24 protein-coding genes and 1 other RNA gene are annotated in these 21,848 nt (G+C 34.3%); 16 read left to right on the top strand and 9 right to left on the bottom strand.

Translation table 11 applies throughout. The features are described 5' to 3' along the window. Positions 1–13: 13 nt before the first annotated feature. The 5 genes from ABWU32_RS02830 (at position 14) to secD (ending at position 3,807) form a co-directional block, all read left to right on the top strand. The gene (locus ABWU32_RS02830; RefSeq protein ID WP_141456821.1) at positions 14–943 is read left to right on the top strand and encodes an AEC family transporter; all 930 of its coding nucleotides are present in this window, start codon (positions 14–16) and stop codon (positions 941–943) included. A gap of 209 nt (positions 944–1,152) precedes the next feature. Then, the gene (locus tag ABWU32_RS02835) at positions 1,153–1,287 is read left to right on the top strand and encodes an IS3 family transposase (RefSeq protein ID WP_007548354.1); all 135 of its coding nucleotides are present in this window, start codon (positions 1,153–1,155) and stop codon (positions 1,285–1,287) included. Continuing rightward, complete coding sequence (locus ABWU32_RS02840) at positions 1,284–1,418, top strand: hypothetical protein (RefSeq protein WP_007548509.1); 135 nt, start codon at positions 1,284–1,286, stop codon at positions 1,416–1,418. The genes ABWU32_RS02835 and ABWU32_RS02840 overlap by 4 nt, the downstream gene beginning before the upstream one ends. Before the next feature lie 447 nt (positions 1,419–1,865). Next, positions 1,866–2,051: a DDE-type integrase/transposase/recombinase gene (locus ABWU32_RS02845; RefSeq protein WP_338062968.1), complete on the top strand. Its 186-nt coding sequence runs from the start codon at positions 1,866–1,868 to the stop codon at positions 2,049–2,051. A 247-nt stretch (positions 2,052–2,298) separates the two neighbouring features. Then, entirely contained in the window at positions 2,299–3,807 is a 1,509-nt protein-coding gene (gene secD / locus ABWU32_RS02850) for a protein translocase subunit SecD (protein ID WP_353278782.1), read from the top strand. Here secD and ABWU32_RS02855 read toward each other — a convergent pair. Beyond that, positions 3,804–4,589: an enoyl-ACP reductase gene (locus ABWU32_RS02855; RefSeq protein WP_015588852.1), complete on the bottom strand. Its 786-nt coding sequence runs from the start codon at positions 4,587–4,589 to the stop codon at positions 3,804–3,806. The two genes, secD and ABWU32_RS02855, sit on opposite strands and share 4 nt — an antisense overlap. Before the next feature lie 233 nt (positions 4,590–4,822). Here ABWU32_RS02855 and ABWU32_RS02860 point away from each other — a divergent pair, with 233 nt between their 5' ends. The 6 genes from ABWU32_RS02860 to ABWU32_RS02880 all read left to right on the top strand — a co-directional run bounded on the left by ABWU32_RS02860 (position 4,823) and on the right by ABWU32_RS02880 (position 8,087). Next, positions 4,823–5,638: a hypothetical protein gene (locus ABWU32_RS02860; protein ID WP_015588853.1), complete on the top strand. Its 816-nt coding sequence runs from the start codon at positions 4,823–4,825 to the stop codon at positions 5,636–5,638. Between the two features lie 62 nt (positions 5,639–5,700). Next, complete coding sequence (locus tag ABWU32_RS02865; protein WP_141456814.1) at positions 5,701–6,873, top strand: porin; 1,173 nt, start codon at positions 5,701–5,703, stop codon at positions 6,871–6,873. A 170-nt stretch (positions 6,874–7,043) separates the two neighbouring features. Then, positions 7,044–7,346: a transposase gene (locus tag ABWU32_RS02870; RefSeq protein WP_081600753.1), complete on the top strand. Its 303-nt coding sequence runs from the start codon at positions 7,044–7,046 to the stop codon at positions 7,344–7,346. A 71-nt stretch (positions 7,347–7,417) separates the two neighbouring features. After that, a complete protein-coding gene (locus ABWU32_RS02875; protein WP_081600752.1) occupies positions 7,418–7,765 on the top strand; it encodes an IS3 family transposase in 348 nt (115 codons plus the stop codon). A gap of 3 nt (positions 7,766–7,768) precedes the next feature. After that, positions 7,769–7,930, top strand: a complete 162-nt coding sequence (locus ABWU32_RS07940; protein ID WP_010082071.1) for a DDE-type integrase/transposase/recombinase — start codon at positions 7,769–7,771, stop codon at positions 7,928–7,930. Further along, a complete protein-coding gene (locus ABWU32_RS02880; protein WP_010082072.1) occupies positions 7,923–8,087 on the top strand; it encodes an IS3 family transposase in 165 nt (54 codons plus the stop codon). Before ABWU32_RS07940 ends, ABWU32_RS02880 begins: the two co-directional genes overlap by 8 nt. Before the next feature lie 403 nt (positions 8,088–8,490). Here the strand turns inward: ABWU32_RS02880 and ABWU32_RS02885 are convergent, their stop codons facing one another. The 8 genes from ABWU32_RS02885 to pheS form a co-directional block, all read right to left on the bottom strand. Then, positions 8,491–9,267 carry a hypothetical protein gene (locus ABWU32_RS02885; protein WP_141456786.1) on the bottom strand — a complete coding sequence of 259 codons (777 nt, stop codon included), beginning with the start codon at positions 9,265–9,267 and terminating at the stop codon, positions 8,491–8,493. A gap of 65 nt (positions 9,268–9,332) precedes the next feature. Next, positions 9,333–9,722, bottom strand: a complete 390-nt coding sequence (locus tag ABWU32_RS02890; protein ID WP_174516995.1) for a phage tail tube protein — start codon at positions 9,720–9,722, stop codon at positions 9,333–9,335. Further along, on the bottom strand, positions 9,697–10,107 hold the full coding sequence (locus ABWU32_RS02895; protein ID WP_015588822.1) for a DUF3168 domain-containing protein: 411 nt from the start codon (positions 10,105–10,107) through the stop codon (positions 9,697–9,699). The genes ABWU32_RS02890 and ABWU32_RS02895 overlap by 26 nt, the downstream gene beginning before the upstream one ends. Before the next feature lie 291 nt (positions 10,108–10,398). Next, positions 10,399–10,947 carry a head-tail connector protein gene (locus ABWU32_RS02900; RefSeq protein WP_015588823.1) on the bottom strand — a complete coding sequence of 183 codons (549 nt, stop codon included), beginning with the start codon at positions 10,945–10,947 and terminating at the stop codon, positions 10,399–10,401. Positions 10,948–11,083: 136 nt separating this feature from the next. Beyond that, a complete protein-coding gene (locus ABWU32_RS02905; protein ID WP_015588824.1) occupies positions 11,084–11,395 on the bottom strand; it encodes a hypothetical protein in 312 nt (103 codons plus the stop codon). A gap of 328 nt (positions 11,396–11,723) precedes the next feature. Next, a complete protein-coding gene (locus ABWU32_RS02910; RefSeq protein WP_353278785.1) occupies positions 11,724–14,111 on the bottom strand; it encodes an ankyrin repeat domain-containing protein in 2,388 nt (795 codons plus the stop codon). A gap of 1,093 nt (positions 14,112–15,204) precedes the next feature. Next, the gene (glmU, locus tag ABWU32_RS02915; RefSeq protein WP_015588825.1) at positions 15,205–16,497 is read right to left on the bottom strand and encodes a bifunctional UDP-N-acetylglucosamine diphosphorylase/glucosamine-1-phosphate N-acetyltransferase GlmU; all 1,293 of its coding nucleotides are present in this window, start codon (positions 16,495–16,497) and stop codon (positions 15,205–15,207) included. After that, on the bottom strand, positions 16,498–17,541 hold the full coding sequence (gene pheS, locus ABWU32_RS02920) for a phenylalanine--tRNA ligase subunit alpha (RefSeq protein ID WP_015588826.1): 1,044 nt from the start codon (positions 17,539–17,541) through the stop codon (positions 16,498–16,500). 146 nt (positions 17,542–17,687) lie between these two features. Between pheS and ABWU32_RS02925 the strand changes: the two genes are divergently transcribed. The 5 genes from ABWU32_RS02925 (at position 17,688) to ABWU32_RS02945 (ending at position 21,756) form a co-directional block, all read left to right on the top strand. Beyond that, positions 17,688–19,415: a hypothetical protein gene (locus ABWU32_RS02925; RefSeq protein WP_353278786.1), complete on the top strand. Its 1,728-nt coding sequence runs from the start codon at positions 17,688–17,690 to the stop codon at positions 19,413–19,415. A gap of 181 nt (positions 19,416–19,596) precedes the next feature. Continuing rightward, positions 19,597–20,193, top strand: coding sequence for a riboflavin synthase (locus ABWU32_RS02930; RefSeq protein WP_012673066.1), 597 nt, complete (start codon positions 19,597–19,599; stop codon positions 20,191–20,193). A 57-nt stretch (positions 20,194–20,250) separates the two neighbouring features. Further along, positions 20,251–20,841: a CvpA family protein gene (locus tag ABWU32_RS02935; protein ID WP_015588828.1), complete on the top strand. Its 591-nt coding sequence runs from the start codon at positions 20,251–20,253 to the stop codon at positions 20,839–20,841. 124 nt (positions 20,842–20,965) lie between these two features. After that, positions 20,966–21,296, top strand: a transfer-messenger RNA (tmRNA) gene (gene ssrA, locus ABWU32_RS02940). A 22-nt stretch (positions 21,297–21,318) separates the two neighbouring features. Beyond that, positions 21,319–21,756 (top strand): ClpXP protease specificity-enhancing factor SspB, encoded by a 438-nt coding sequence (locus ABWU32_RS02945; RefSeq protein ID WP_006279412.1) that lies wholly within the window; start codon positions 21,319–21,321, stop codon positions 21,754–21,756. Positions 21,757–21,848 lie beyond the last annotated feature (92 nt).

Raw genomic sequence — 21,848 nt, forward strand, 5'->3', positions numbered from 1 at the left:
ACAATAGGCTAGTATGTTCTTTACTCTTTTCCTAAAAATATTACCTATTTATATTACGATATTTATTGGTTATTTAGCAGGAAAATGTCTTAAAATTGATAGAAACACTATATCTCAAATACTCTTTTATATAGCTAATCCAATAGTGATTTTATATGGAGTTTCTCATACAGAAGTTAATTTAAAAGTAATTTCTCTGCCGATTTTGATATGGTTTATAGGTAGCACTATGTCCTTATCAGTGTATTATCTTTCTTCTTTTTTATTTAAGGATAACACGAGAAACATATTAGCATTTAGTTCGGGCAGCACAAGTATGGGTTATTTTGGCCTGCCGATTGCCATGGCTTTATTTGATGAAGATTCAGTATCTGTATATGTTGTTTGTTATATAGGAATGGCGCTATTTGAAAACAGCTTAGGATTTTACATAGCTGCAAATGGTATTTATACCGCAAAAGAATGCATATTAAAGTTGTTCAAACTTCCTTCGCTTTATGCGATGGTTCTGGGCTTCTTTTTAAGTATATACGATATACAAATACCTACTTTTTTAACAGATGTTATGATGAACATTAGAAGTACATTTGTCACATTAGGAATGGTGCTACTTGGAGTGAGCATTGCGAATATTGCAAGCTTTAAAATAGATTGGAAGCTTGCTTTGATCACTATTACAGCAAAGTACGTATTCTGGCCACTGTTTGTTTTAGGAATTGTCCTTTTAGACAAGCATGTTATAGGTATATACGATGAGAGCATATATAAAGCACTGATGTTGCTGGCTATTATTCCAGTTTCTGGGTCCAGTATAATACTTGCTAATATTTTGAATTATCAACCAGATAAAGCTACTCTGTTGCTTCTAATCAGTACTGCAGTGGGACTGTTTTATGTTCCACTAATAATATCATTATTTTTTACTAAACTTGTTCCTTTTTGATCAAAAAATTAAGCGCTTGCACAACCATTATTTGGGTAACAACACAAGACATTGATAAAACTTGAATTTATAGCTAAAGCAACTTCTACAATTTGGTAACCCGTCATCCCGCTACTAGTTAGCGCCGCGGCGGTAAATTGACCTTACCCAGAAAAAGTAGAGAGAAAGTTAAGACGTTTTTGGAGTAAAATAAAACGTTTTTTCAAAATATGACAAATAGAAGAGAATATACAGCAGAATTCAAATTAGAAGCTGTTAAGCTGGTTAAAGAAACAGGTCAAGCAAGTACAAAAATAGCAAAAGATCTAGGTATAGATGGCAGTATGTTAAGTAAGAAAATATGATGGAAAAATGTCTGGAGCATACGCATTTCCAGGCAAAGGCTCCTTATGACAAAGAAAGATTTGATCTAAAAAAAGAGCTAATAAGAGAAAGAGACATCTTAAAAAAAGCCCTGGGCAAAGAAAAAGAGTAAAGTATTCTTTTATATAGAAATTGCTATAAAACACAGGAACTATGTAGGGTTTTGTACTGGTGGTATTGGTTGCTAAGGAAAAAAGCAGTAAAGAATTAGCAAAAGAAGGGCTTCTAGCAGATATTCAAAAAATACATCAAGCATTCTAAATGCAGATATGGAGCCCCTAAAATTCACGCTGAATTAAAAGCTTTAGGCAAAAATTAAAACAGTACAAAGTGTTATGCAAGAAAATGGCATTAAAACCAAGCTTAGACGAAGGTTCAAAAATAAAAAACAGCAAATAAGCAACCGAGTTGTGGCTCCGAACACATTGGATCAAAATTTTACTACTGATCAGCCAAATAAAGTTTGGGATTACCTACATAAAAACTAAAGAAGGTTGTTGGCGGCAATAATTGACCTATATTCACGCATGGTGGTTAATGAGTAACATGATAATTAGTTATAGATTCTTTATTGATGGCCGTTGATAAACGCAAACCCGATAAAAATCTGCTGTTACATAGCGATCAAGGGTCACAGTATACCTCTCAAAATTACCAATTTCTATTGAATACAAAAAACATCATTTCCAGCATGAGCCATAAGGGCTGTTGTTACGATAACTCTGTTGCAGAAAAGTTCACTTAAAAGGGAGCTGCTTATTGATACTTCTCGCTCAACAAACCAGAACTGCCATATTTGAATACATAGAAATCTTTTGTAACAAATAACGTAGACATTCTACTATTAACTATTGCATTCCTGCACAATTTATTCTCATGATAAAAACGTCTTAACTTTCTCTCTACTTTTTCTGGGTAAGGTCAAATAGAGAATTTTACAAAAATCTATTTTTAACTTACAATCAATTATTACAATTTTAAACATACAACTTATGTATAACAGACTTATAGTCAAATCTTTTTCAGTATTATGCATCTGTTTATTTGCTTTATACATAACACTGCCAAATTTCTTTGATAATAAGCTTTTTATTTCGAAAAAAAGAATAAACTTAGGCCTTGACCTGAAAGGAGGGGCATCTTTGCTTTTAAACATAGACTTAGACTTCTATTTTAAGGAAAAGCTAAGCATGCTAGCTAACGAAATAAAAGAGACATTGCTAACAAAAAATATTAAATCTAACGTACAAAATAGCGTTATAACTTTAAATAATATTGATGATTATAAAAAAGCATCTGTGTTGATTAATGCGATAAATCCAAATTTAGAGCTAAATAGAAAAGATTCTTCGATTCTCATTTCGTATAAACCCCATCATAAAAATTCTTTGATCAGTGAAGTAGCTGCAGAATCAATAAACAATGTCCAGCGCCGTTTGGACAAACTTGGCACAAAGGAAGTCAGCGTTCAAAAACAAGGGCAGAATAAAATATTAGTGCAGGTGCCTGGAGTAGAAGATACCAAGCAGATAAAATCTCTGCTTGGCAAAACTGCTAAGCTAGCTTTTCATTTGGCAAACACTAACATAGCCAAGGTGCAGGATATAGACCATGAAACCACTGTCATGCTCAAGGATTCTTTAGGTAATTCTTATCCAATATTCCGCAAAACTGAAATAGGTGGTGATTCGCTGGTTAACGCATCAGTTAGATTTGGTCACTTAGGTAAACCAACAGTGCATTTTAAATTTGACAGCATAGCGAGTAAAAGATTCGCAAAAATCACTAAAGAAAATGTGGGAAAACCTTTTGCAATTGTTCTGGATAACACAGTCTTAACAGTACCTACAATACGTGAGCCAATTTTAAATGGAGAGGGAGAAATTAGCGGTAATTTTACTGAAAAACAAGCAAGCGAACTTGCAATACTTTTAAAATCTGGAGCACTGCCAGCACCACTTAAAATAATTGAAGAAAAAAACATTGGCCCAAGTCTTGGAGAAGAATCAATAAAGGCAGGGGAAATGGCAGCAACAATCTCTATTATAGCCGTGGCTTTATTTATAATCATCACTTACGGTAAATTAGGTGTATTGGCCTCTGTTGCGCTTTTTTCTAATGTAATTCTTATATTATCAATTCTCACTCTGCTTGAAGCAACTCTAACTTTACCTGGAATTGCCGGTATTGCACTCACTGTCGGTATGGCGGTGGATGCAAATGTTTTAATATTTGAGCGAATTCGTGAGGAAATAAAATCTGGCAAGAGAGTGGAACGTGCTATTGAAGAAGGGTTTAAAAACGCTATAAAGACAATACTGGATTCAAATATCACTACATTAATTGCTGCAGGAATAATGTTCATTATTGGCAGTGGAGCAATTAGAGGCTTTTCTGTCACTTTATCAATAGGAATTTTATGTTCGATGTTTTCTGCAATCACAGTCACAAAACTCCTGATAGAGTTGTGTATGAACCCGAAGGAACTAGTGCTTTGTTAGTCAACTACCTTCATTCCCACAACGTTATATCCTGAATCAACGTGCAAAATTTCTCCAGTAGTGCCACTACTTAAATCGCTTAATAAGTATAGCGCTGCCTTGCCAACATCCTCTATTGTAACATTGCGTCTGAGCGGAGAATTATTTCTATTCCATTCTGATATGAAGTGAAAATCGCTTATTCCAGAAGATGCTAAAGTTCTGATTGGACCAGCGGAAATTGCATTTACTCTGATATTTTGTGGCCCGAGATCACATGCTATATATTTTACACTTGCTTCAAGTGCTGCTTTACATAAACCCATAACGTTATAATTTGGCATAACTTTTTCAGCGCCATAATAAGATAAAGTAAGCAAACTACCACCACCTGACATCATTTTTTCAGCTCTTTGTGCTAAAGCAGTGAAAGAATAGCACGATATATGCATTGCATTGAGGAAGTTATTCAGTGAAGTATTGACATATTTACCATCTAACTCATTTTTATCGGAGAATGCTATTGCATGCACCAAAAAGTCAAGAGTACCCCATTTTTTCTCTATTATTTCAAAAGCGTTATCTACGATTTTTTCATTTGAAACGTCACAGTGTAGTATTAGCTCCACATTTAATTCATCTGCTATTGGTAATAATTTTTCTTTTATTATTTCGTTCTGGTAGGTGATTGCAAGTTCTGCCCCGTGCTCTGAGAGAGCTTTTGCTATACCGCATGCTATCGATCTCTTATTTATTATTCCGGTTATTAATCCCTTTTTGCCTTGTAATAGACTTGTCGTCATAGAACTATCTGTTTTTTTATAATTTGGAATATTAACTAGGTAAAGTCAAGATATCACTATGTTTTAAAATATTTTTTGCAGTAACTTGAAGTCTATAAACAGTAATCTTGATTCTTCTACAACAAAGCCATCCCGTATGACATTTTGTCTATACCTAATTAAGCATATCAATAAGTAAGTAAATCTTAATATAATCTTATTATACTTATAAATACGCTGTATAGAATGAAAGTATGGATGATTTCATAACTGCAAGAAGAAAAGATGATGCTGTGGTATCTGTTTGTCAGGATAATAAGAAAAAAAACGTGTTAATTTTAGGGCTCAATCAAGCCGCAAGGAATTTGTTAAAATACGAGGAAGGGAATTTACTTAATAAGCCGTTAATCAATATTTTAAGTGCAAGAGCAGCTGACGACATGAAGAATTATTTAGAGTATACCGAAAATGGGCACGATTTACTTGATATATTACCTAAAGTGATAGATTTTTCCTTAACTGATGCTAAAGGAGAAGATATCAGGACAAAAGTAAAAGTTTTCCGCACTGCACAATTTGCCAGTAATAAAATAAATTATGAGCTGTTAATACGTGATATCAGTTTGTCCCATAAATTAGGAATCTTTAGAGATGAATATCTAATGGGTAAGAAATATAAAAACCATGACTTATTCGATATACCGGGCAATGAGTCCACTATTTTAGAGTTATACCTTATATTGAATTTCGCCTTTCAACATCAAATTAATGCAGCTATAGGAATAATTGGCTTAAATAGTAGCTGTAGCGAGACAAATGATGCACTGAAAGTTGTCATAGAACATTTTTATAAAAATTGCCGTAGTGATGATTTTCTAGGGTATATTGATGAGAATAAAGTGCTTTTTGTTTTGATTAACTGCGATGTAAAAAGTACATCTAAAATAATTAATCGTATACATTCTGCCATTAATAAGCAGTTATTAATGCAAAAATTACCAAGTGTATCAATAATTTATGGGAATATAGCTCAAAAACAGGCAGCAAAATCTACCAGCGGTGCCTTCTGAAAAGTTGTTTTTTATTTATATTGAGTTTAAACTTAAATTTTTATAAAGATTTAAGGTTATTTATGAAGTTAAAGTACTACCTGGTAGCACTGCTTTCATCATTGTTTTTGCAGAATAGTGCTAGCTCTAAAACAATTTTGGATAAGGAAATATTTTATGCAGAACTAGACGGAAAAATAGATTTGAGATTCGGCTACGCCTTCAACAGAGATTCTTTCAATGCTAAGCCTAAGGATAAAACTTCAAGTTATTCATACTTGCGCTTTCTTTATTTACAGCAAGTTTATCCAAATACTCAAATGGGGGTTAATGTTAAGGCAGGGGTTTCTGGTATTGCAAACCTAAAAGCGTTAGACATAGAAAAGTTAGACATGGAGGAATGGTATTTTATCATAAAAAACCAGGAACTTGGATCAATTGAATATGGTAAAAGAAGTTTAGTTGGTCAGAGCATGTTAATTAACACTTCAAAAATTTATGCAGCTGCTGGAGGAGTAAATGGTCATTGGACAAACTATGCAAATTTGCGCGGTGATCATAAAAAAGATGGTGACCCTGGATATGATCAAGACAAGGTGTTCTGGGTCAAGCCCAATATTTATAGCGATTATAATGAACTCGAACTAGGGTTAAAACAATCATCAATTAACTACATCTCCCCTGAAATCTATAACTTTCAACTCGGATTCAGTTATGTTCCAGGAAAAAATAACTTACAGTACAGCAATTTAATTGCTGCTGGCCTTTCCTATAAAAACAGCTTGTCAGATGATATAGGTTTTACTACTGCCTTAACTGGTGAATTTGCAAGAGAAAATTTAACTGATTGCTCAGATGGGACTTCTAAAAATTATGAATGCCGCAATCAATTACTACACTGGAATTTTGGTTTGAAGCTAAAATTGTTCGATCTTGATTGCATTTTTTCGTATGGTAATGGTGGTAAATCTGGTGAGAAGCGTAATCCTGAAACAAATAATACGTATTATATGAATGCAGGTATCGCTTACCGTTCTGATTCTTACAAATCGAGCTTAACATATTTTAGTAGTGGTAGGGATATTGCAGGCGAAGGTACAAACGAGTTAACATCATATGCTTTAAGTCTTGAAAATTCTCTTTTTTTAGGTACTTCATACTATTTCGATATTGTAAAGTTTAGTACAAAAGAGCCTAAAATAGAAAATAACAACTCTGGTTATGTGTTCTTGGCTGGACTGAAATTAAGTTTTTAATATTGCCTCCTTCCAACACTCTTTTCTGTCATCCAAGGTAACCGTTCACAGATTTCCACTTAATTTTTCAATCTCACTCATGGAGAGGCCAGTAAACTGACCTTACCCAGAAAAAGTGGAGAGAAAGAAAGGAGTTTTTTCGGGTAAAATAAAATTTTGGAGGATTAGAAATGGTAAGAGAATATACAGCAGAATTCAAATTGGAAGCTGTTAAACTGGCAAATGAACAAAGAAAGGCAGGTCAAACAATTACAAAAATAGCAAGAGATTTAGGAATAAAGGGTGGTTTATTAGGAAAATGGATAAAGAAACACAACGAAAAAAAGTCGGCAGCAGATGCATTTCCAGGTAGAGGTAACATGGCTCCTTACGACAAAGAGAGGTTTGATTTACAAAGCAAGAGTAACAAGGGAAAGAGACATTTAAAAAAAAGCCCTGGCCAGTCAAAAAGAGTAAAATATTTTTTTATATAGTAACTGCTATAAAGTACAGGAATTATGTAGGATTTTCTGCTAGTGGCTACTATAAGTGGACTACAAGAAAAATAAGCAGTAGAGAATCAGCAAATAAAGAGCTACTAGAAGCTATTCAAAAAATATATCAAGTTTCTAAATGTAGATATGGAGCTCCTAAAATTTATGCTGAATTGAAGGCTTTGGGTAAAAGTTGCAATTTGAAAACGGTGCAAAGTATTATGCAGAAAAATGACATCAGGGCTATACTGAGAAGAAAGTTTAAAATTAAAAAACAACAAACAGATAATAGAGCTGTAGCTCCCAATATACTAGATCAAAACTTTATTGTTGATCAACCAAATAAAGTATGGGATTACTTACATCAAAACCAAGGAGGGATGGCTATATTTGGCAGCAATAATTCTCACGTATGGTAGTTAATGAGTAGTGCAATAAATAAACAATTGGTTATGAACTCTTTATTAATGGCCATTAATAGGCGTAAACCTGTTAAAAATCTACTGCTGCACAGTGACCAAGGTTCACAATATACTGCGCAAGGGTATCAATATCTCTTAGCTGTAAAGAATATAGATGAGTAATAAAGGCTGTTGTTACGACAATTCTGTTGCAGAAAGCTTCTTTAGCTCATTGAAAAGAGAAATACTTATTGATACTTCACAACACTCTGCTCAACAAACTAGAACTGCAATATTTGAATACATAGAAATTTTTTATAACAAACAACGTCACTATTAACTATTGCATTCCAGAACAATTTGATGCATCATTCTTTTTGTAAAAAACATTCCACACTTTCTCTCCACTTTTTCTGGGTAAGGTCAGTTGGATTTTCACCAATTGTATTCTAAACGCTTACTTGGCGCACCCATAACAAAAATGCCTGAAAAACGTTAATAATTATATACTATTATTAATAATTATTCAACCATATTTTAAGCTTACAATTTTGAGCTTAACTGACGCTTATGGATAGGGGCAACTCTATCACCCTGTGTTATGTTTATTTTCTAACGGACGCTGATTTTTGTATCGTAATTTCTTGCTATAAATTGGTTATATAAGAGCTGGCTTCTAAAATTTTATAACCCTAATTTGAATTAACAGACAGTAGAATCGAAAGATTATTACAAGGAGAAATCTACACAGATCGACCCTTTTGTGAATCTGCGTTTCTGCTTTCTTCAACTTGTTTTGCAAAAGATGTTTCCTGTTTCTGAAGTGGTTTAGCAATTTCATGCACAATAGCAGCAACCGCTGTTAAAAACGTTTTTAACAATGCACCTAAAGCTCCACCAACTGCTTCCCTGCCATGTATATGAGCTTGCTTTTCGTTATCGTCAGCAGTTTCCCCTGCCCTCCTTCTTGGATCCATCCTATGAGCAATCACCGAAAACAACACTCCCCTGATTGAAGACTTCACTCGTTTCTTTGCTTCATCATCATGTGCTGTTTCATGTCCATGACTTAAGTGTTTAGCGTTCATTAGCTCCTTTTGTTGCTGGGCAAACATGCTACTTAATACTTCTTCTATCGCTTGCTTCCTTCTTTTCTCTCTAACTCTTTTCATAGATTCTGATTTATCGCGAGTATGCTTTGTGGTTTCAAATTCTGCATCAATATCTTCAGACGCAGCCTGACTATATAAAGTCTCTATGAGCCTGTCTATGCTTCGCTTTATTTGCATAGTCCTTTCGTAACTATCTAAATTATCAATTCCTTCGTCGATCTGATTTAGAATATCCTCAAAAACTTTCAAATAGTCTTGAATATACTGTATTATGTATTGCTTATCTTCCTCTTTGTGTTGTTCTTCTTGATTTTGCTGATTTTCATTTTCTAAACTTCTCTCTCTTTTATCATCGTTATTTTCTTCAATATTATCACCGTCTTCCTCGAAAAGGTCTTTGTCGTTCATGATTTTTTTTAATTTAGTTAAAATTCTCACCAGTTACTATTGTATATGAAAAAATTAAATTAACATTAATGAAAAGCGTTTACAACTTCAGCACTCGCTAAAATTACAGTAAAACTGTCAAAAGCAGCGGGGTCATAATACCTCTCATACAGTTCAACTGAACACCTAAGCCTTATCTTTTCCTTAGCCTTAAAACTAATTTCATAATCATTATTAGAGTTTAGCATAGCAGAATTACGTAATAATTCATCAGCTAATACAGAGTCTAAAATTCCATTAATTTTTATCGTAATATGTCTGCTTCCAGCAGAATCCAATACTTTTCTCCAGCCAAAAGAAGAAATATCTTTTACCTCTTCTCTGTTATTACGCAAAGTAAACCTTAGGTTTCGTATATTATTTAACACAATAAAATTATTGTCATGATCTTTAATTTTTAGCTGTAATTTGCTCATTATCACCTCCTTTTATTAAAATATCAAAATTAATTGTTGAATGTAAAATTTCATCGTGCTGATCCATAGCACAATTACTTTCTAAAATGACCTCACTACTAAAACCTTCAATGCTCTTAAGTATCAAGTTAATATGCCTTATAATGGCAAACATACTGTCTATATGATAAGTATATATGTCGCATGAAAATCTTGCCTTTGTAGCAAAATTGGACAGCATATGCAGGTTGCTATAATTCACTGCGCGCAATCTCAGGTAAGGAATGGTGACCTGTTTAGGTAAGTAGTCATAAATGTTAGTAACATATTTTCTTAAATCAGAATTTGCCTTTAGTGCTGCATAAATGCTATTGTACAACTCATTTATAGCTTGAATTTTTTCCATAATGAATCCTCGTAAAGATATATAGCTAAAACATAAGCAGCATTTCCCGATACAAACTCGTCATCCCGCTACTTGTTAGCGGGATCTATGCTAAGAGATACCGCGAATGAATCGCGGTATGACGTAGGACTGCTGTCATCCCGCTACTTGTTAGCGGGATCTATGTTAAGAGATACCGCGAATGAATCGCGGTATGACGATAAGGTTTATACCTCGTCATCCCGCTGCTTGTTAGCGGGATCTATCCGTAACGGTATGACGTAGTAGCCCAGTTTGGATGACAAGAAAGAGCTACAACACAACCTTTGGTTCGCGAAACGGAGAATATACCTTCTTCACTTCAGATAAATGGCTACTTACCTCCGATTCACGATTTTTGTAAAGAGCAGAAACATGCCGCATAATACCTAGTTTTATCTGCTCAGGAACATTGTCATAGCCAGCCTCGTATACAACATCAACTCTTATTGCATTCAAACAATTGAAAAACTCAACGTAGCCCCCTACATCACTAAAATAATACTTAAGTGTTCTCTTCTCTTGATTTTTAGACATCATTGCAGTAGCCAATACTATCTTACTCACAGGGCCATAGCTTAAATAGATCCTACGAGGTACATAATCTTCATATGAAACTTGCCATGTTTGCTTTACTAGTGACTTTTCCATATGCCACTCAGCATAATCAGTTGCCATAAAAATTAGATCTGAAATCAACTTATCATCCTGGTTGTTCTCAATACGTAAAAAAGATTTAACCTCTTCTAAAGTAACTGGAAAAGATTCAGGCTTAGATTTACGTTGCACAGATATTCTTGGTGAAGTAGATCTTATTGACATAATAACCCTCCTTTTTGATATAGCTAGAATAAGTAAGGTTTACCTCGTGATAGCATGGGGCAAATCTTACTTACTTTAGCTATGCAGCTTGCATGCAACATTAAGTTAGATTGGCGCAGCAACAACTCTGAGTGCTTTATCGTATGAATATATTAAGAAGAGAACGTATTAAAGCTGTTTCTCCTTTTTTGTTGATAAAATTTGAACTTATAGCATATTCAACTAGGCTAGATTTTAGTAGATTGACATTTTGAGAATGAATATTATTGAAGGTGGAGTTTAACTCTTTAGCAAGCAGACTGCGAAATTTCTGCACACTGTCATATGCGATGTTCTCAAGTTCATGTGCAAATTTATCTTGAGCTATAGTTGTTATATCTTCAATTTCCTTATTAAACTCCTCTAGCTTTTTTTCGTTATTTTTAAAATTTTTCGTAAAAGTTTTCATATCAATTAAACTCAACTACTATTATGATTATAATGACAATGAAAAACTACCGAAGTAAAAAATTCACACTACTGTGTAACTTGCAAATACTTTTTACTATAGCTAAAGTGGCTTAGGTTTACCTACAATTTGAAAAACAACAAATTCGTCATCCCGCTGCTTGTTAGCGGGATCTATGCTAAGAGATACCGTGACGGTATGACGGTTCGCGGCGGTATGACGTAGGACTGCTGGGAAACCTTTATTGGGTTAGTTATAGATTCCAGTGCAGCTACTTGCATCTGCCACCTGCAAACTGCAATGTTCGTACAGATGTAGGTGCTAAGTTTTACAAACACCGTTGTGCTGAACCTTGAATATTCACTTCTTTCAATTCAGTGTCAGGAGCGATGGGTTTTGATATTGTGTATGTAATGCCACCGGCTATCAGTGCAGATACCACAGAAGCTGCAACTATTAATAGAACAGACAATCCGGAAGCAATACTAAGAGCAGCACCTACTGCTAACATAGCTGCAAGGCTCGCGTAGGCAACTTTTGGGGAAAATTGTCTTTTTCCTACTTTTTCTAGTGACACTTCATTTGTTTTAGTTTTGCCCAGTTCACCCTCAAGTGGTGTGTTTTCATTCTCCAGACTTTTTATTTTTTGTGTTAGTGATTCATTCTCTTTATTGAATTGTTTCAACTTAGTCTCATGTCCAACTATGCAACTTTTTGATTCTGCTAGTTCCTTTTGCGCTTTTTCTAACAACACTTTTGTTTTAGAATGCTTATTTTCGTTTTCTTCTAATTCGCTATTAAGTGTTGTATTTTTACTTTCTAGATCTTGTATTTTTTGTTCTAGTGATTCATTCTCTTCATTGAGTTTCTCCAGTACTTCCAATTTAGTCTCATGTTCAGTGACACAATTTCTCAATTCTGTTAGTTCCTTTTGCGCTTTTTCTAATGGTACTTCGTTTTTTTTAGTTTTTGTTTTTTCTAATTCACCCTTAAGTGTTGTGTTTTCATTTTTTAGATTTTTTATTTCTTGTCTTAGTGATTCATTCTCTTCATTGAGTTTCTCCAGTGTGTCCAGCCTAGCTCCATGTCCAGTGATATAACTTTTCAATTCTGTTAGTTCCTTTTGCGCTTTTTCTAATGGTACTTCGTCTGTTTTAGTTTTTGTTTTTTCTAATTCACTATTAAGCGTTGTGTTTTTACTTTCTAGATCTTGTATTTTTTGTTTTAGCAATTCATTCTTTTTCTGCTCATCCTTTAGCTGAGTACGTAATTCTTTTAACTTAGCTTTACGTTTTTCAACCTTTTCTGCTTTTTCTGGAGTTTCCGTTGCGTTGTGTGTTTTGGAATGAGAAAAGGTACTAGGTACAACCTCAGATGGCTGATCACACATACTGTTTAGTCTATCTATTAGGTCTTCATCCTTTATCAATGAGCGATCTGCTCCATATTTTATCAAAAGTTTTGCTAATTCTTTATTGTCATTTGTAACAGAAAAGTATAAAGGGATATGTTCATCTTGATCTTGTGCATTAACATTTGCTCCATTATCTATTAGATACTTTGCAATCTCTACATAACCATGCACAGCAGCATAATGTAAAGGGGTATGTTTATCTCTATTTCGTGCATCAACATCTGCTCCATGTTTTATCAAAAGTTTTGCTAATTCTTTATTGTTATCTGCAACAGCCCAATGTAAAGGGGTCACGCCATCTTTATCTTGTGCATCAATGTCTTCTCCATTTTCTAATATAGATTGGCCTAAAGCTTCAGATCCATCTCCATCAAAACATATTCCACTGTCGTCACTACTACTTTTATTTAAAAAGGTCTGTTCCCCATTATATGTAGTATACTGCTCTGGATGTTGACTGTGCAAGTCATTATGTTCTATGCGCTTCTGATTATTGGCAAGTCTTTGTTCTGCCTCTTGCAACTTTTGCGCCACAGCATCTCTTTTAGCCAGTTCTCTTTCTAATGTATCATCTACTTTGTTTATATTGTTTTCATTAGTGATTGAGTTTGAAGAAGTCTGTTCATCCTCATCTTGTACATAGATTTTTCTGCTGTTTGGTGTAATTCCGTTGTTCTCTTTCTGATCTCTTGCGTTCCATGCTTGCACTGCAGCAGTTATTTTATTTCCGCCCATAGCTGAATCTCCTGGAGTTTTATTATTAGGCTGCGGTAAAGTGCCTTGTCTATAAGGTTGTCTTCTCGTAGCTCTTGTCTCAGCATAACGTTGTTCTCCTTCCTCTAACATTTTTATTATAGCCTTTTTACCTTTTACATCACCGACAATATCCCTTGGAGTTCGGCCTTGACTATCTTTTAGTGAAGGATTTGCGTTATTGTTCAATAAAAGCTGAGCTATCTCTTGATGACCATGCAAAGCAGCAATGTGCAAAGCAGTTAGCTTAGACTTAGCTTCATCAAGTTCATATATTGGTTCATTAACTTTTGCTTCCTTTGCTAGTAGGAGTTTTACTATTGGTACACTGTTACATTCCACAGCAAGATGTACCAACATATAATTTACAATTTTGTCTGAATCTAATATACTGAACATCTTATCTATCTTCAAATTGTTATAAGTGCTATATACTATTGAGTCTGCATCTTTTAGCTCACTTCCTATTCTTTCAAGTAAATTATTCTCATTTAAACCTTCACTCTTGCTTACCTCATTTATTATTTCAAAAAACTTTTTCTTTTCCATTGCCGTAACCTTTCCTCTCAATTTATTTATTATTGTTGAACAGTCTCACAAAAAAGTTAAGTTTGTCGAAATTCCATGTTTGATCTAAAAATTAGTCATAAACATTTTCTATGCAAGTAGCTGACACTGGTTCACTCTATAATGGTGTCACAGCAGTCCTACATCATGCCACCGCGAACCGTCATACCGCGATTCATTCGCGGTATCTCATCCGCTAACTGTTCTCCCTCATCATACCGTCACGGTATCTCCAGATCCCGCTAACAAGTAGCGGGATGACGAGCTTATCGTCACGCCACCGCGAACCGTCATACCGCGATTCATTCGCGGTATCTCTAGATCCCGCTAACACGTAGCGGGATGACGAATTACTTAACCATCATCTACACCGTCATACCGCGATTCATTCGCGGTATCTCAAAGCATAGATCCCGCTAACACGTAGCGGGATGACGAGGTCATGCCACCGCGCGAACCGTCATACCGTCACGGTATCTCTAGATCCCGCTAACACGTAGCGGGATGACGGTTGTCGTTTAGCCATAAATATTAAGAAATTTACCAAATAAAAAAAAAGGCAAAAGAAGCCCTGGGGTTATTATCTGCTTTAAAATATTGGCGTTTTTTATGTTTTAAACGCTTGACAAGCAAGATTTAGCTGCTTTTAATTGCAACTAACCTACGCTGCAAATGTTTAAGAAATTTACTAAGCAGAAAAAAAGACAAAGAATCCCCGAGTTAGCTAGTCTTTTACTATCTCTGTCGAGTATTGGCATTTTTTGATGTCTTGTAACGCTTTATAAGCGCGTTCAGCTTATTTAGATAAAAATCTAGATGTAGATGAAGTTTTGTAAAGACATACAGTACCTATATACTGCAAAAAATTGAATATAAGACGCCGATACATTAAGTAATCCTTACCTTTTAATCTGCAGATTGGCGAAAGCAAATACAATAGCTTCACTGTTATGATAAGGGGGCTGGCGGAGTTTGTCAAGGAAGTTTTTTTGTTTCTATTCCCAATAAAAGTTTGTTATATGGTTATGCAAGAAGTCTAATATTAAAAATGACACAACAACATAATTAAATTAGACTACTTTATTCTCTTAGTTACTTGCTTTTCTCTTGCTATTGCAAGGCTTTTTTCTGGTACATCCTCAACTATAACACTACCTGCTGCAATTACAGATTCATCATGAATATTAAGCGGCGCAATTAGTGAGCTATTGGCGCCAACAAAGCAATTGCTCCCTATATTCGTTTCATGTTTATTTTTCCCATCATAATTACAAACAATAGTGCCTGCTCCTATATTACTCTCCTGCCCTACTTTAGCATTTCCTATATAACTTAAGTGTTTTATTCTAGTGTTTTGACCAACTTCACTTGTTTTCACTTCCACAAAATTTCCTATTTTTGCCTTATTACCAATTGTTGTGTTTCCGCGTATTCTGGTAAATGGACCGACCTCAGCATTACTTTTAATTAAGCAATTTTCTAAATGCGAAAATGGCAGTATTTTCGCACCAGACTCTATTTTCACTCCAGTACCGAAAAAAACATATGGGTAAATAACTGAATCTCTGGCAATTTGCGTATCAAGAGAAAAGAAAACAGTCTCTGGTGCAACAAGCGTTACTCCGGAGTCGGTAAAAACTTTTCTTTTATTTTCTTGAAAGTAAAATTCAGCTTTTATAAGGTCATTTCTGTTATTTATTCCCGTTGCTTCTTCTCCACCGGTAATAACGTAACCGACATTTAAATTACTCTTCACTGCAATGGAAACTATATCGGTCAAGTAATATTCATGAGTTGAGCTATTGCACTCTATTTTCTCCACCAATTCACGTAAATTCTTTGCACATGCCACCATTATTCCAGCATTGGCAAGAAATTCTTCATGATTATTTTTATCACTCTTTGCTTCTACGATTTCTCTTAAGGAACCATTCTCAATAATTAACCTACCGTATTCTTTATTGCTTGTCCTAAAACCTAGGCAAACTAGAGCCTTGCCTTCTAAATAACTAATCATTTTAGTTATTGTGCTGCTTTTTATGAGCGGAGTATCCCCATACTGCACAACAACTATGCTTGAATCTGGCAATTCTCTTAGGTTTCTCATCGCAGTTTTGACCGCATCTCCCGTGCCAAGTGTTAATTCTTGTGTAATTAACTGTATATCCTTAAAACACTTTAGTCTTTCAATTAAAGGCTGATCAACTACAACAGCAATATTTTCAGGATTTAACTGTTTTGCATTGTAAATGACATGCTGGAGCATGGAAAAACTGCCTATTTTGTGTAGGACCTTAGGCAAATCTGAATTCATCCGCCTGCCATGCCCTGCAGCAAGTATAACGAACGTATGAGTTTTACTTATCACTTATCTTAAAGATGAAAAATGAAAACCGTAATGATCAAGCCAGCTGATTTTGTTGTCATAAAAGCTCCTCAAGTCGCTAATTTGATATTTTAGCATTGCAAGCCTTTCTATACCAATGCCAAACGCAAAACCGTTGTATTTAGTATGGTCTATTCCAACATTTTGAAATACATTTGGATGCGTCATACCGCATCCCAGTACTTCTATCCATTTACTACCTTTATAACTTATGTCCACTTCCGCAGAAGGCTCGGTAAAAGGGAAAAAACTATTACGAAAACGTATCTTCAGCCCTTTATCGCCAAAGAACTTATTAAGGAAGTGATGAATAGTAAATTTTAACTGGCCCATATTGACATTCTCATCGACATATAACCCCTCTATTTGATGGAACATAGGGGTGTGAGTTGCATCAAAGTCGTTTCTGTATACTCTACCTGCAGCTACTATTTTAATTGGGAACTTTTTTGTTTTTTCCATGGTTCTAATCTGTACAGATGAGGTGTGAGTGCGCAGTACCATTCTTTTATCATCTATTTTGTTCTTTAAGTAGAAGGTATCTTGCTCCTCTCGCGCAGGATGATGACTTGGAGTATTCAGTGCATCAAATACATGAAATTCATCTTCAATATCAGGGCCATCAACTGCTTTAAAACCCATATGTGCAAAAATAAGCTTTACTTCATTTATAACCTTACTGAGTGGATGGACCTTGCCCATTTTTTCTGGTCTAACGGGCAACGTGATATCAACCGCCTCGTTCTGCAATTTAAAGTTAACTTCTTCTGTTTTTAGCACATTTTCCCTATTCATGATAAGATGATCTATCTTATCACGTAAAGCGTTAATCACTGCACCTAAATCACGCTTTTTCTCTGCATTTTCTATCTTTTTTAAGTTATCAAAATACGCTCTAACTACACCCTTTTTTCCCAAATATAATAGCCTAACTTTTTCTAAATCTTGCAAAGAAGAAGCATTCTCAATTTCGGAAACTGCTTTATCTTCAAGTGAAAGTATGTCATCTAATAACTCTTTATTCATCTTAAAAACGCTGGCTTAAACTTTCATTATAGTGAAATTTTAAATATCATCAACAATCCGAAAAATTGCCCTATTCTGATTATTAATTTATTGACTAATTAATCTTTTTTATTTACCTTTGCGTTGATGAATTTGCTGTATCAACTATGCACAACAGTAACACTGAAACTAAGAATAAGTATAAAATAGAGGATTTACCTAAGCTCTTTAAGGAAAAATCCAGAAACATAAGTAAAGCATTTTCTAGCGAAACAATTAAGATCAGTGCTATTCGCTCGAGAAGTATTGAAAGCAATATACAAAAATTTTCATTTGAGCTAACAGCAACAGATAAAGACACCTTTAATATAAGATTATTTCGAATAAACCCTTTAATTGATTTTTTCAAAATCTGCCTTTCCCGGGAAAAAAAATTTACAGCCAACATAAAAGTGCCCAAAGAAAGCAGTGAACTATATAATAACTACTGTAAAACTAACAGTTATAAAACTGTAGAAGAATTCGTAAATAGTGCTCCGCCTCAAATCCTTCTGCAGGGCACAACGATAACGCTACAAACAGACGTTGAAAACATTAACCTGGACAACTTGTACCAAATCGAGTTATTTCTAAATGAAAAGCTACAACATGCAGAAAAAACTGAAAATGAAGACAAAAAAGAACAGAGTGAAACTAACCAAAAAAATGCACAAAATAAACAAATCGTACCAGTTACAGGCTCATTTGGCTTCGATGTAACAAATAATGGAAAACAAGTTACACGTGTTTCGATAGTAGTTGCTGCAATGCATGAAAACGTTTTCTGGTTTAGATCTTTTTTCTGTCTACCCAATTTTTTTAATACGTCACAATTCTTTTCCCAACAATTGCCAAAATTTTCTATACAGAGCAACAATATACCATTTGGTGTTATTCCAGCGTTTGACCAGGAAAAAAGAAACATGGATCCAAGTAGTCAAGCTACTCGGATGACAGGGGGTAGTATAGAAAATCCAATACCTCAAGAAGCAGAACAGAATGTAGGTCAAACTACTTCGCACACAGAGTATTTTAAAGCTAATAGAAAAAAATCGAAAAAGCAATCTCAAGAACTACCAGAAGAAGAAAAACAATCTACCATAAAACAAGCACGAAATGATGCTAGAGTAGCTGTGATAGATAACCAAATTGAGCACAGGGGGAAAAAGCTCGATAAAATATTTATTGAAGTGATGAGTGGATACAAAAATCAAGATCCAGAAACATTTTGCAATATTTTCAGCTCAGTATTCAATATTGTTTACTTTCAAGATAAACAATTACATGCAATATTAGAGCCAGGCGAAATATCAGAAGTATTACAGATACTCGAAAGGCCACAACCTCTTAGTAACTCACTTTTAGGTAAAGAATATTTACAAAAACAAGTATATAGAAAAAAAGAGCAATTGCTTAAATTAGTTTCAGGTGTTTATATACAACAACCTTCTCCACAACATGAAAATACTCCTCATAAATCTACAAACCCTTTACCAATTAAAGATCTTTCACCAGCAACAAATGAAGCTAAAACTCTACCACCTACTAACATTGCACTCAAATCACCGTTAAAAACTGTATCTTCCTCAAAAAAGGCTTATTTTTGTCTATTTATAATAGTAGCATCTGCATCAACACTTTGCTTATGGCATTTTCCATTAGGAAAAGTGTCAATGTTAAAAGGATTAGTGCCACCAGAAAAAAGGGAAAGTATTGGGTTAGCATTGAACATAGGGTTGCCAATATTAATCGCGCTGTGTATTTTGAATTTAGCTCGCTTTATATATTCTGAATATTCTATAGAATCTATTAAGCAAGTAAGTGAAAACGATCCCCTTTCTCGCGCCTATAGCTAGTGCAGGCTCAGTTTTCCTACGTCATACCGTCACGGTATCTCTAGATCCCGCTAACACGTAGCGGGATGACGAATTTGTCGTTTTTTAAATTGTCGGTAAACCAGAATTACTTTAACTATAACAAAATAGAAATAAGTTGTTGTAAAAAATTTTTCATGGTAAAATTATTTATTTTCACCATATGTTTAAAGGAATTATCACGGATATCGGGACTATAACTGATACTACCACTCACTCCAACTCTGATCAAATTTTCCATATCAAGACACAAAATTTATCCTCTATAAATAAAGGAGATTCAATAGCTTGCTCTGGTGTGTGTTTAACTGTTGTTGATATAATGAGCGATACATTTACAGTCCAAGCATCTCAAGAAACTATGAAGGTTGCTAACTTAAATACGTGGAGAATAGGAAAAAAAATAAATCTCGAACAAGCAATGAGATTAAGCGATAAGATCGATGGCCACCTGGTTCAGGGTCATGTTGATGGGATAGTAAAATTTTTAACAATTAATCAAAATTTAGATTCTCATGAAATCAAACTATCGTGCCCACAAGAATTAATTAAATTTGTTGCAAAAAAAAGCTCCGTTACACTAGATGGGGTTTCCCTCACAGTGAATTCAGTTGTTAATCAGGAATTTACAGTAAATATCACTCCCTATACATGGGAAAATACAACTTTTCAGTACAACAAAGTAAATGATTATTTGAATTTAGAAATTGACATGATCGCTAGGTATTTAGATCAATTGATGCAGCATAAATACAATTAATTTTACAACCTTGTTATTTACAACTATTATATCTTGAAAACCATATAGATATAAAACATGCTTTTCGATAGCCTAATTATCTTCATTGTTGTTCTATGCGTAATAATCTCGGTAACTAGAGGCTTTATAAAAGAGCTATGCGCACTAATGTTTCTATTTTTATCGGTCTTTCTGACAGCTAATCACTATGATTTTTTCACTCCAAATTATAGTAAATATTTTGATTCTAAAGTTACACTAAACATACTTTCTACAATCTCTGTATTTATTATACTTAATCTTATATTCATGATAATAAATAACTGGCTAATGTACATATTATTACCCATAAGGTTGGGGTTTATCGATAGAGTTACTGGAATCTTTCTCGGAGTGCTTAAAGGAATATTGCTCTCTTATGTATTATTTTTTGCTGTGCACTTATATTGCTACACAGTATATGACAAAAAAGAGGGAGAGTATAAAATAGAAGCAGAAGACATATTGCCTAATTGGATAATAAATTCACACTCTTATCAGGCTTTATTTGTGACAGCAGAAGAAGTAATTGACATGTATGTACCAGAGTCGTTGATACTAAAAATAAAAGAGATCGGTGGAGAAATGGTTGATCAAGAAAAACCTAAAAACAATAAAAAAGAAGAGTAAATATTTATTTATAAATATTTTCATTGGGAGTATTCAAAAAGCCATATGTGTCAGGTTAAGAGCACAGAATTTTTTACTGGAAATATTAATTTTGTTTTAGCAATAAATCAACTTAAGGTCATAATATCTTGACATTTATTTAATGTTGCTATATAATAGCTATGTACATTTTGTGTACTATAGCAATAAAATTACCTTGTAATAGGTGTATTGGACCCGAGGGCAGTACTCGGCGCCTCCACCATGTTTTTTAATTATACGGGGGCGATTAAGGATCGACATGCATAGTAAAGATGGTAGCTTTGCTCGGTTAGACACCACCGCTAAGAGTTCATAATTTAAATGCAAACGATAATTTTGCTGCTGAAGAATATCGTGTTGCTGCTTAATTTAGCACAACCGGTTTATTACTAAAGCACGGTTTAGGGAACGCCGGGTAACAGAAGTTCCCCCAAAATTTACGTATGTGAAAGTTATATGGAGCAAACAGATTACAAAAAACTGCTTAATTCTGCTAAGTTTCAAGTTATCAAAAAGACTTTAGATGTTATATCAGGTAATGGTTTTATCCCTCACTTAGAAATATTATTTTTCACATATTTTAATGGTGTGACCATGCCAGATCGTTTGAAAAAGTCATACCCTACTCAAATGCTTATTATATTACAGCATCAATTCTATGATTTAAAAGTTTCTGAGGATAAATTTAGCGTCAGTTTGAGTTTTCAAGGAAAACAAGAGCGAATTACTATACCGTTTTTTGCTATTAGTGAGTTTCGTGATAAAATTTCAGGAGATGTTTTAATATTTGACAAAATCAGTATCGACTCTGATAAAGAATACAAAAGTGAAAAATGTACTGAAAAACTATCAAACGGTAGTATTATATCCATAGATCAACTGCGTGATGAGTAACTGCTCATCTTTATAAACAAAAAATATTAATAGAAAAAAGTGGTCTAACTTAAGTAATAGAATAGAGGGTAGATAAATATGCTAAATTTTTA

Origin of the sequence: Wolbachia endosymbiont (group A) of Udea olivalis (assembly GCF_964028365.1) — a bacterium.
GTDB classification, from domain to species: domain Bacteria; phylum Pseudomonadota; class Alphaproteobacteria; order Rickettsiales; family Anaplasmataceae; genus Wolbachia; species Wolbachia pipientis.

What these genes read in the sequence shown, in the direction of transcription:
- ABWU32_RS02830 (WP_141456821.1), top strand. Translation starts at nt 14, where the DNA reads ATGTTCTTTACTCTTTTCCTAAAAATATTACCTATTTATATTACGATA.
- ABWU32_RS02890 (WP_174516995.1), bottom strand. Translation starts at nt 9,722, where the DNA reads ATGAGCAAATTACAGCTAAAAATTAAAGATCATGACAATAATTTTATT.
- ABWU32_RS02905 (WP_015588824.1), bottom strand. Translation starts at nt 11,395, where the DNA reads ATGAAAACTTTTACGAAAAATTTTAAAAATAACGAAAAAAAGCTAGAG.
- ABWU32_RS02925 (WP_353278786.1), top strand. Translation starts at nt 17,688, where the DNA reads ATGCACAACAGTAACACTGAAACTAAGAATAAGTATAAAATAGAGGAT.
- ABWU32_RS02885 (WP_141456786.1), bottom strand. Translation starts at nt 9,267, where the DNA reads ATGAACGACAAAGACCTTTTCGAGGAAGACGGTGATAATATTGAAGAA.
- ABWU32_RS02870 (WP_081600753.1), top strand. Translation starts at nt 7,044, where the DNA reads ATGGTAAGAGAATATACAGCAGAATTCAAATTGGAAGCTGTTAAACTG.
- pheS (WP_015588826.1), bottom strand. Translation starts at nt 17,541, where the DNA reads ATGAATAAAGAGTTATTAGATGACATACTTTCACTTGAAGATAAAGCA.
- ABWU32_RS02945 (WP_006279412.1), top strand. Translation starts at nt 21,319, where the DNA reads ATGGAGCAAACAGATTACAAAAAACTGCTTAATTCTGCTAAGTTTCAA.
- ABWU32_RS02860 (WP_015588853.1), top strand. Translation starts at nt 4,823, where the DNA reads ATGGATGATTTCATAACTGCAAGAAGAAAAGATGATGCTGTGGTATCT.
- ABWU32_RS02865 (WP_141456814.1), top strand. Translation starts at nt 5,701, where the DNA reads ATGAAGTTAAAGTACTACCTGGTAGCACTGCTTTCATCATTGTTTTTG.
- ABWU32_RS02900 (WP_015588823.1), bottom strand. Translation starts at nt 10,947, where the DNA reads ATGTCAATAAGATCTACTTCACCAAGAATATCTGTGCAACGTAAATCT.
- ABWU32_RS02840 (WP_007548509.1), top strand. Translation starts at nt 1,284, where the DNA reads ATGATGGAAAAATGTCTGGAGCATACGCATTTCCAGGCAAAGGCTCCT.
- ABWU32_RS02855 (WP_015588852.1), bottom strand. Translation starts at nt 4,589, where the DNA reads ATGACGACAAGTCTATTACAAGGCAAAAAGGGATTAATAACCGGAATA.
- ABWU32_RS02930 (WP_012673066.1), top strand. Translation starts at nt 19,597, where the DNA reads ATGTTTAAAGGAATTATCACGGATATCGGGACTATAACTGATACTACC.
- ABWU32_RS02910 (WP_353278785.1), bottom strand. Translation starts at nt 14,111, where the DNA reads ATGGAAAAGAAAAAGTTTTTTGAAATAATAAATGAGGTAAGCAAGAGT.
- secD (WP_353278782.1), top strand. Translation starts at nt 2,299, where the DNA reads ATGTATAACAGACTTATAGTCAAATCTTTTTCAGTATTATGCATCTGT.
- ABWU32_RS07940 (WP_010082071.1), top strand. Translation starts at nt 7,769, where the DNA reads ATGAGTAGTGCAATAAATAAACAATTGGTTATGAACTCTTTATTAATG.
- ABWU32_RS02895 (WP_015588822.1), bottom strand. Translation starts at nt 10,107, where the DNA reads ATGGAAAAAATTCAAGCTATAAATGAGTTGTACAATAGCATTTATGCA.
- ABWU32_RS02935 (WP_015588828.1), top strand. Translation starts at nt 20,251, where the DNA reads ATGCTTTTCGATAGCCTAATTATCTTCATTGTTGTTCTATGCGTAATA.
- ABWU32_RS02835 (WP_007548354.1), top strand. Translation starts at nt 1,153, where the DNA reads ATGACAAATAGAAGAGAATATACAGCAGAATTCAAATTAGAAGCTGTT.
- ABWU32_RS02880 (WP_010082072.1), top strand. Translation starts at nt 7,923, where the DNA reads ATGAGTAATAAAGGCTGTTGTTACGACAATTCTGTTGCAGAAAGCTTC.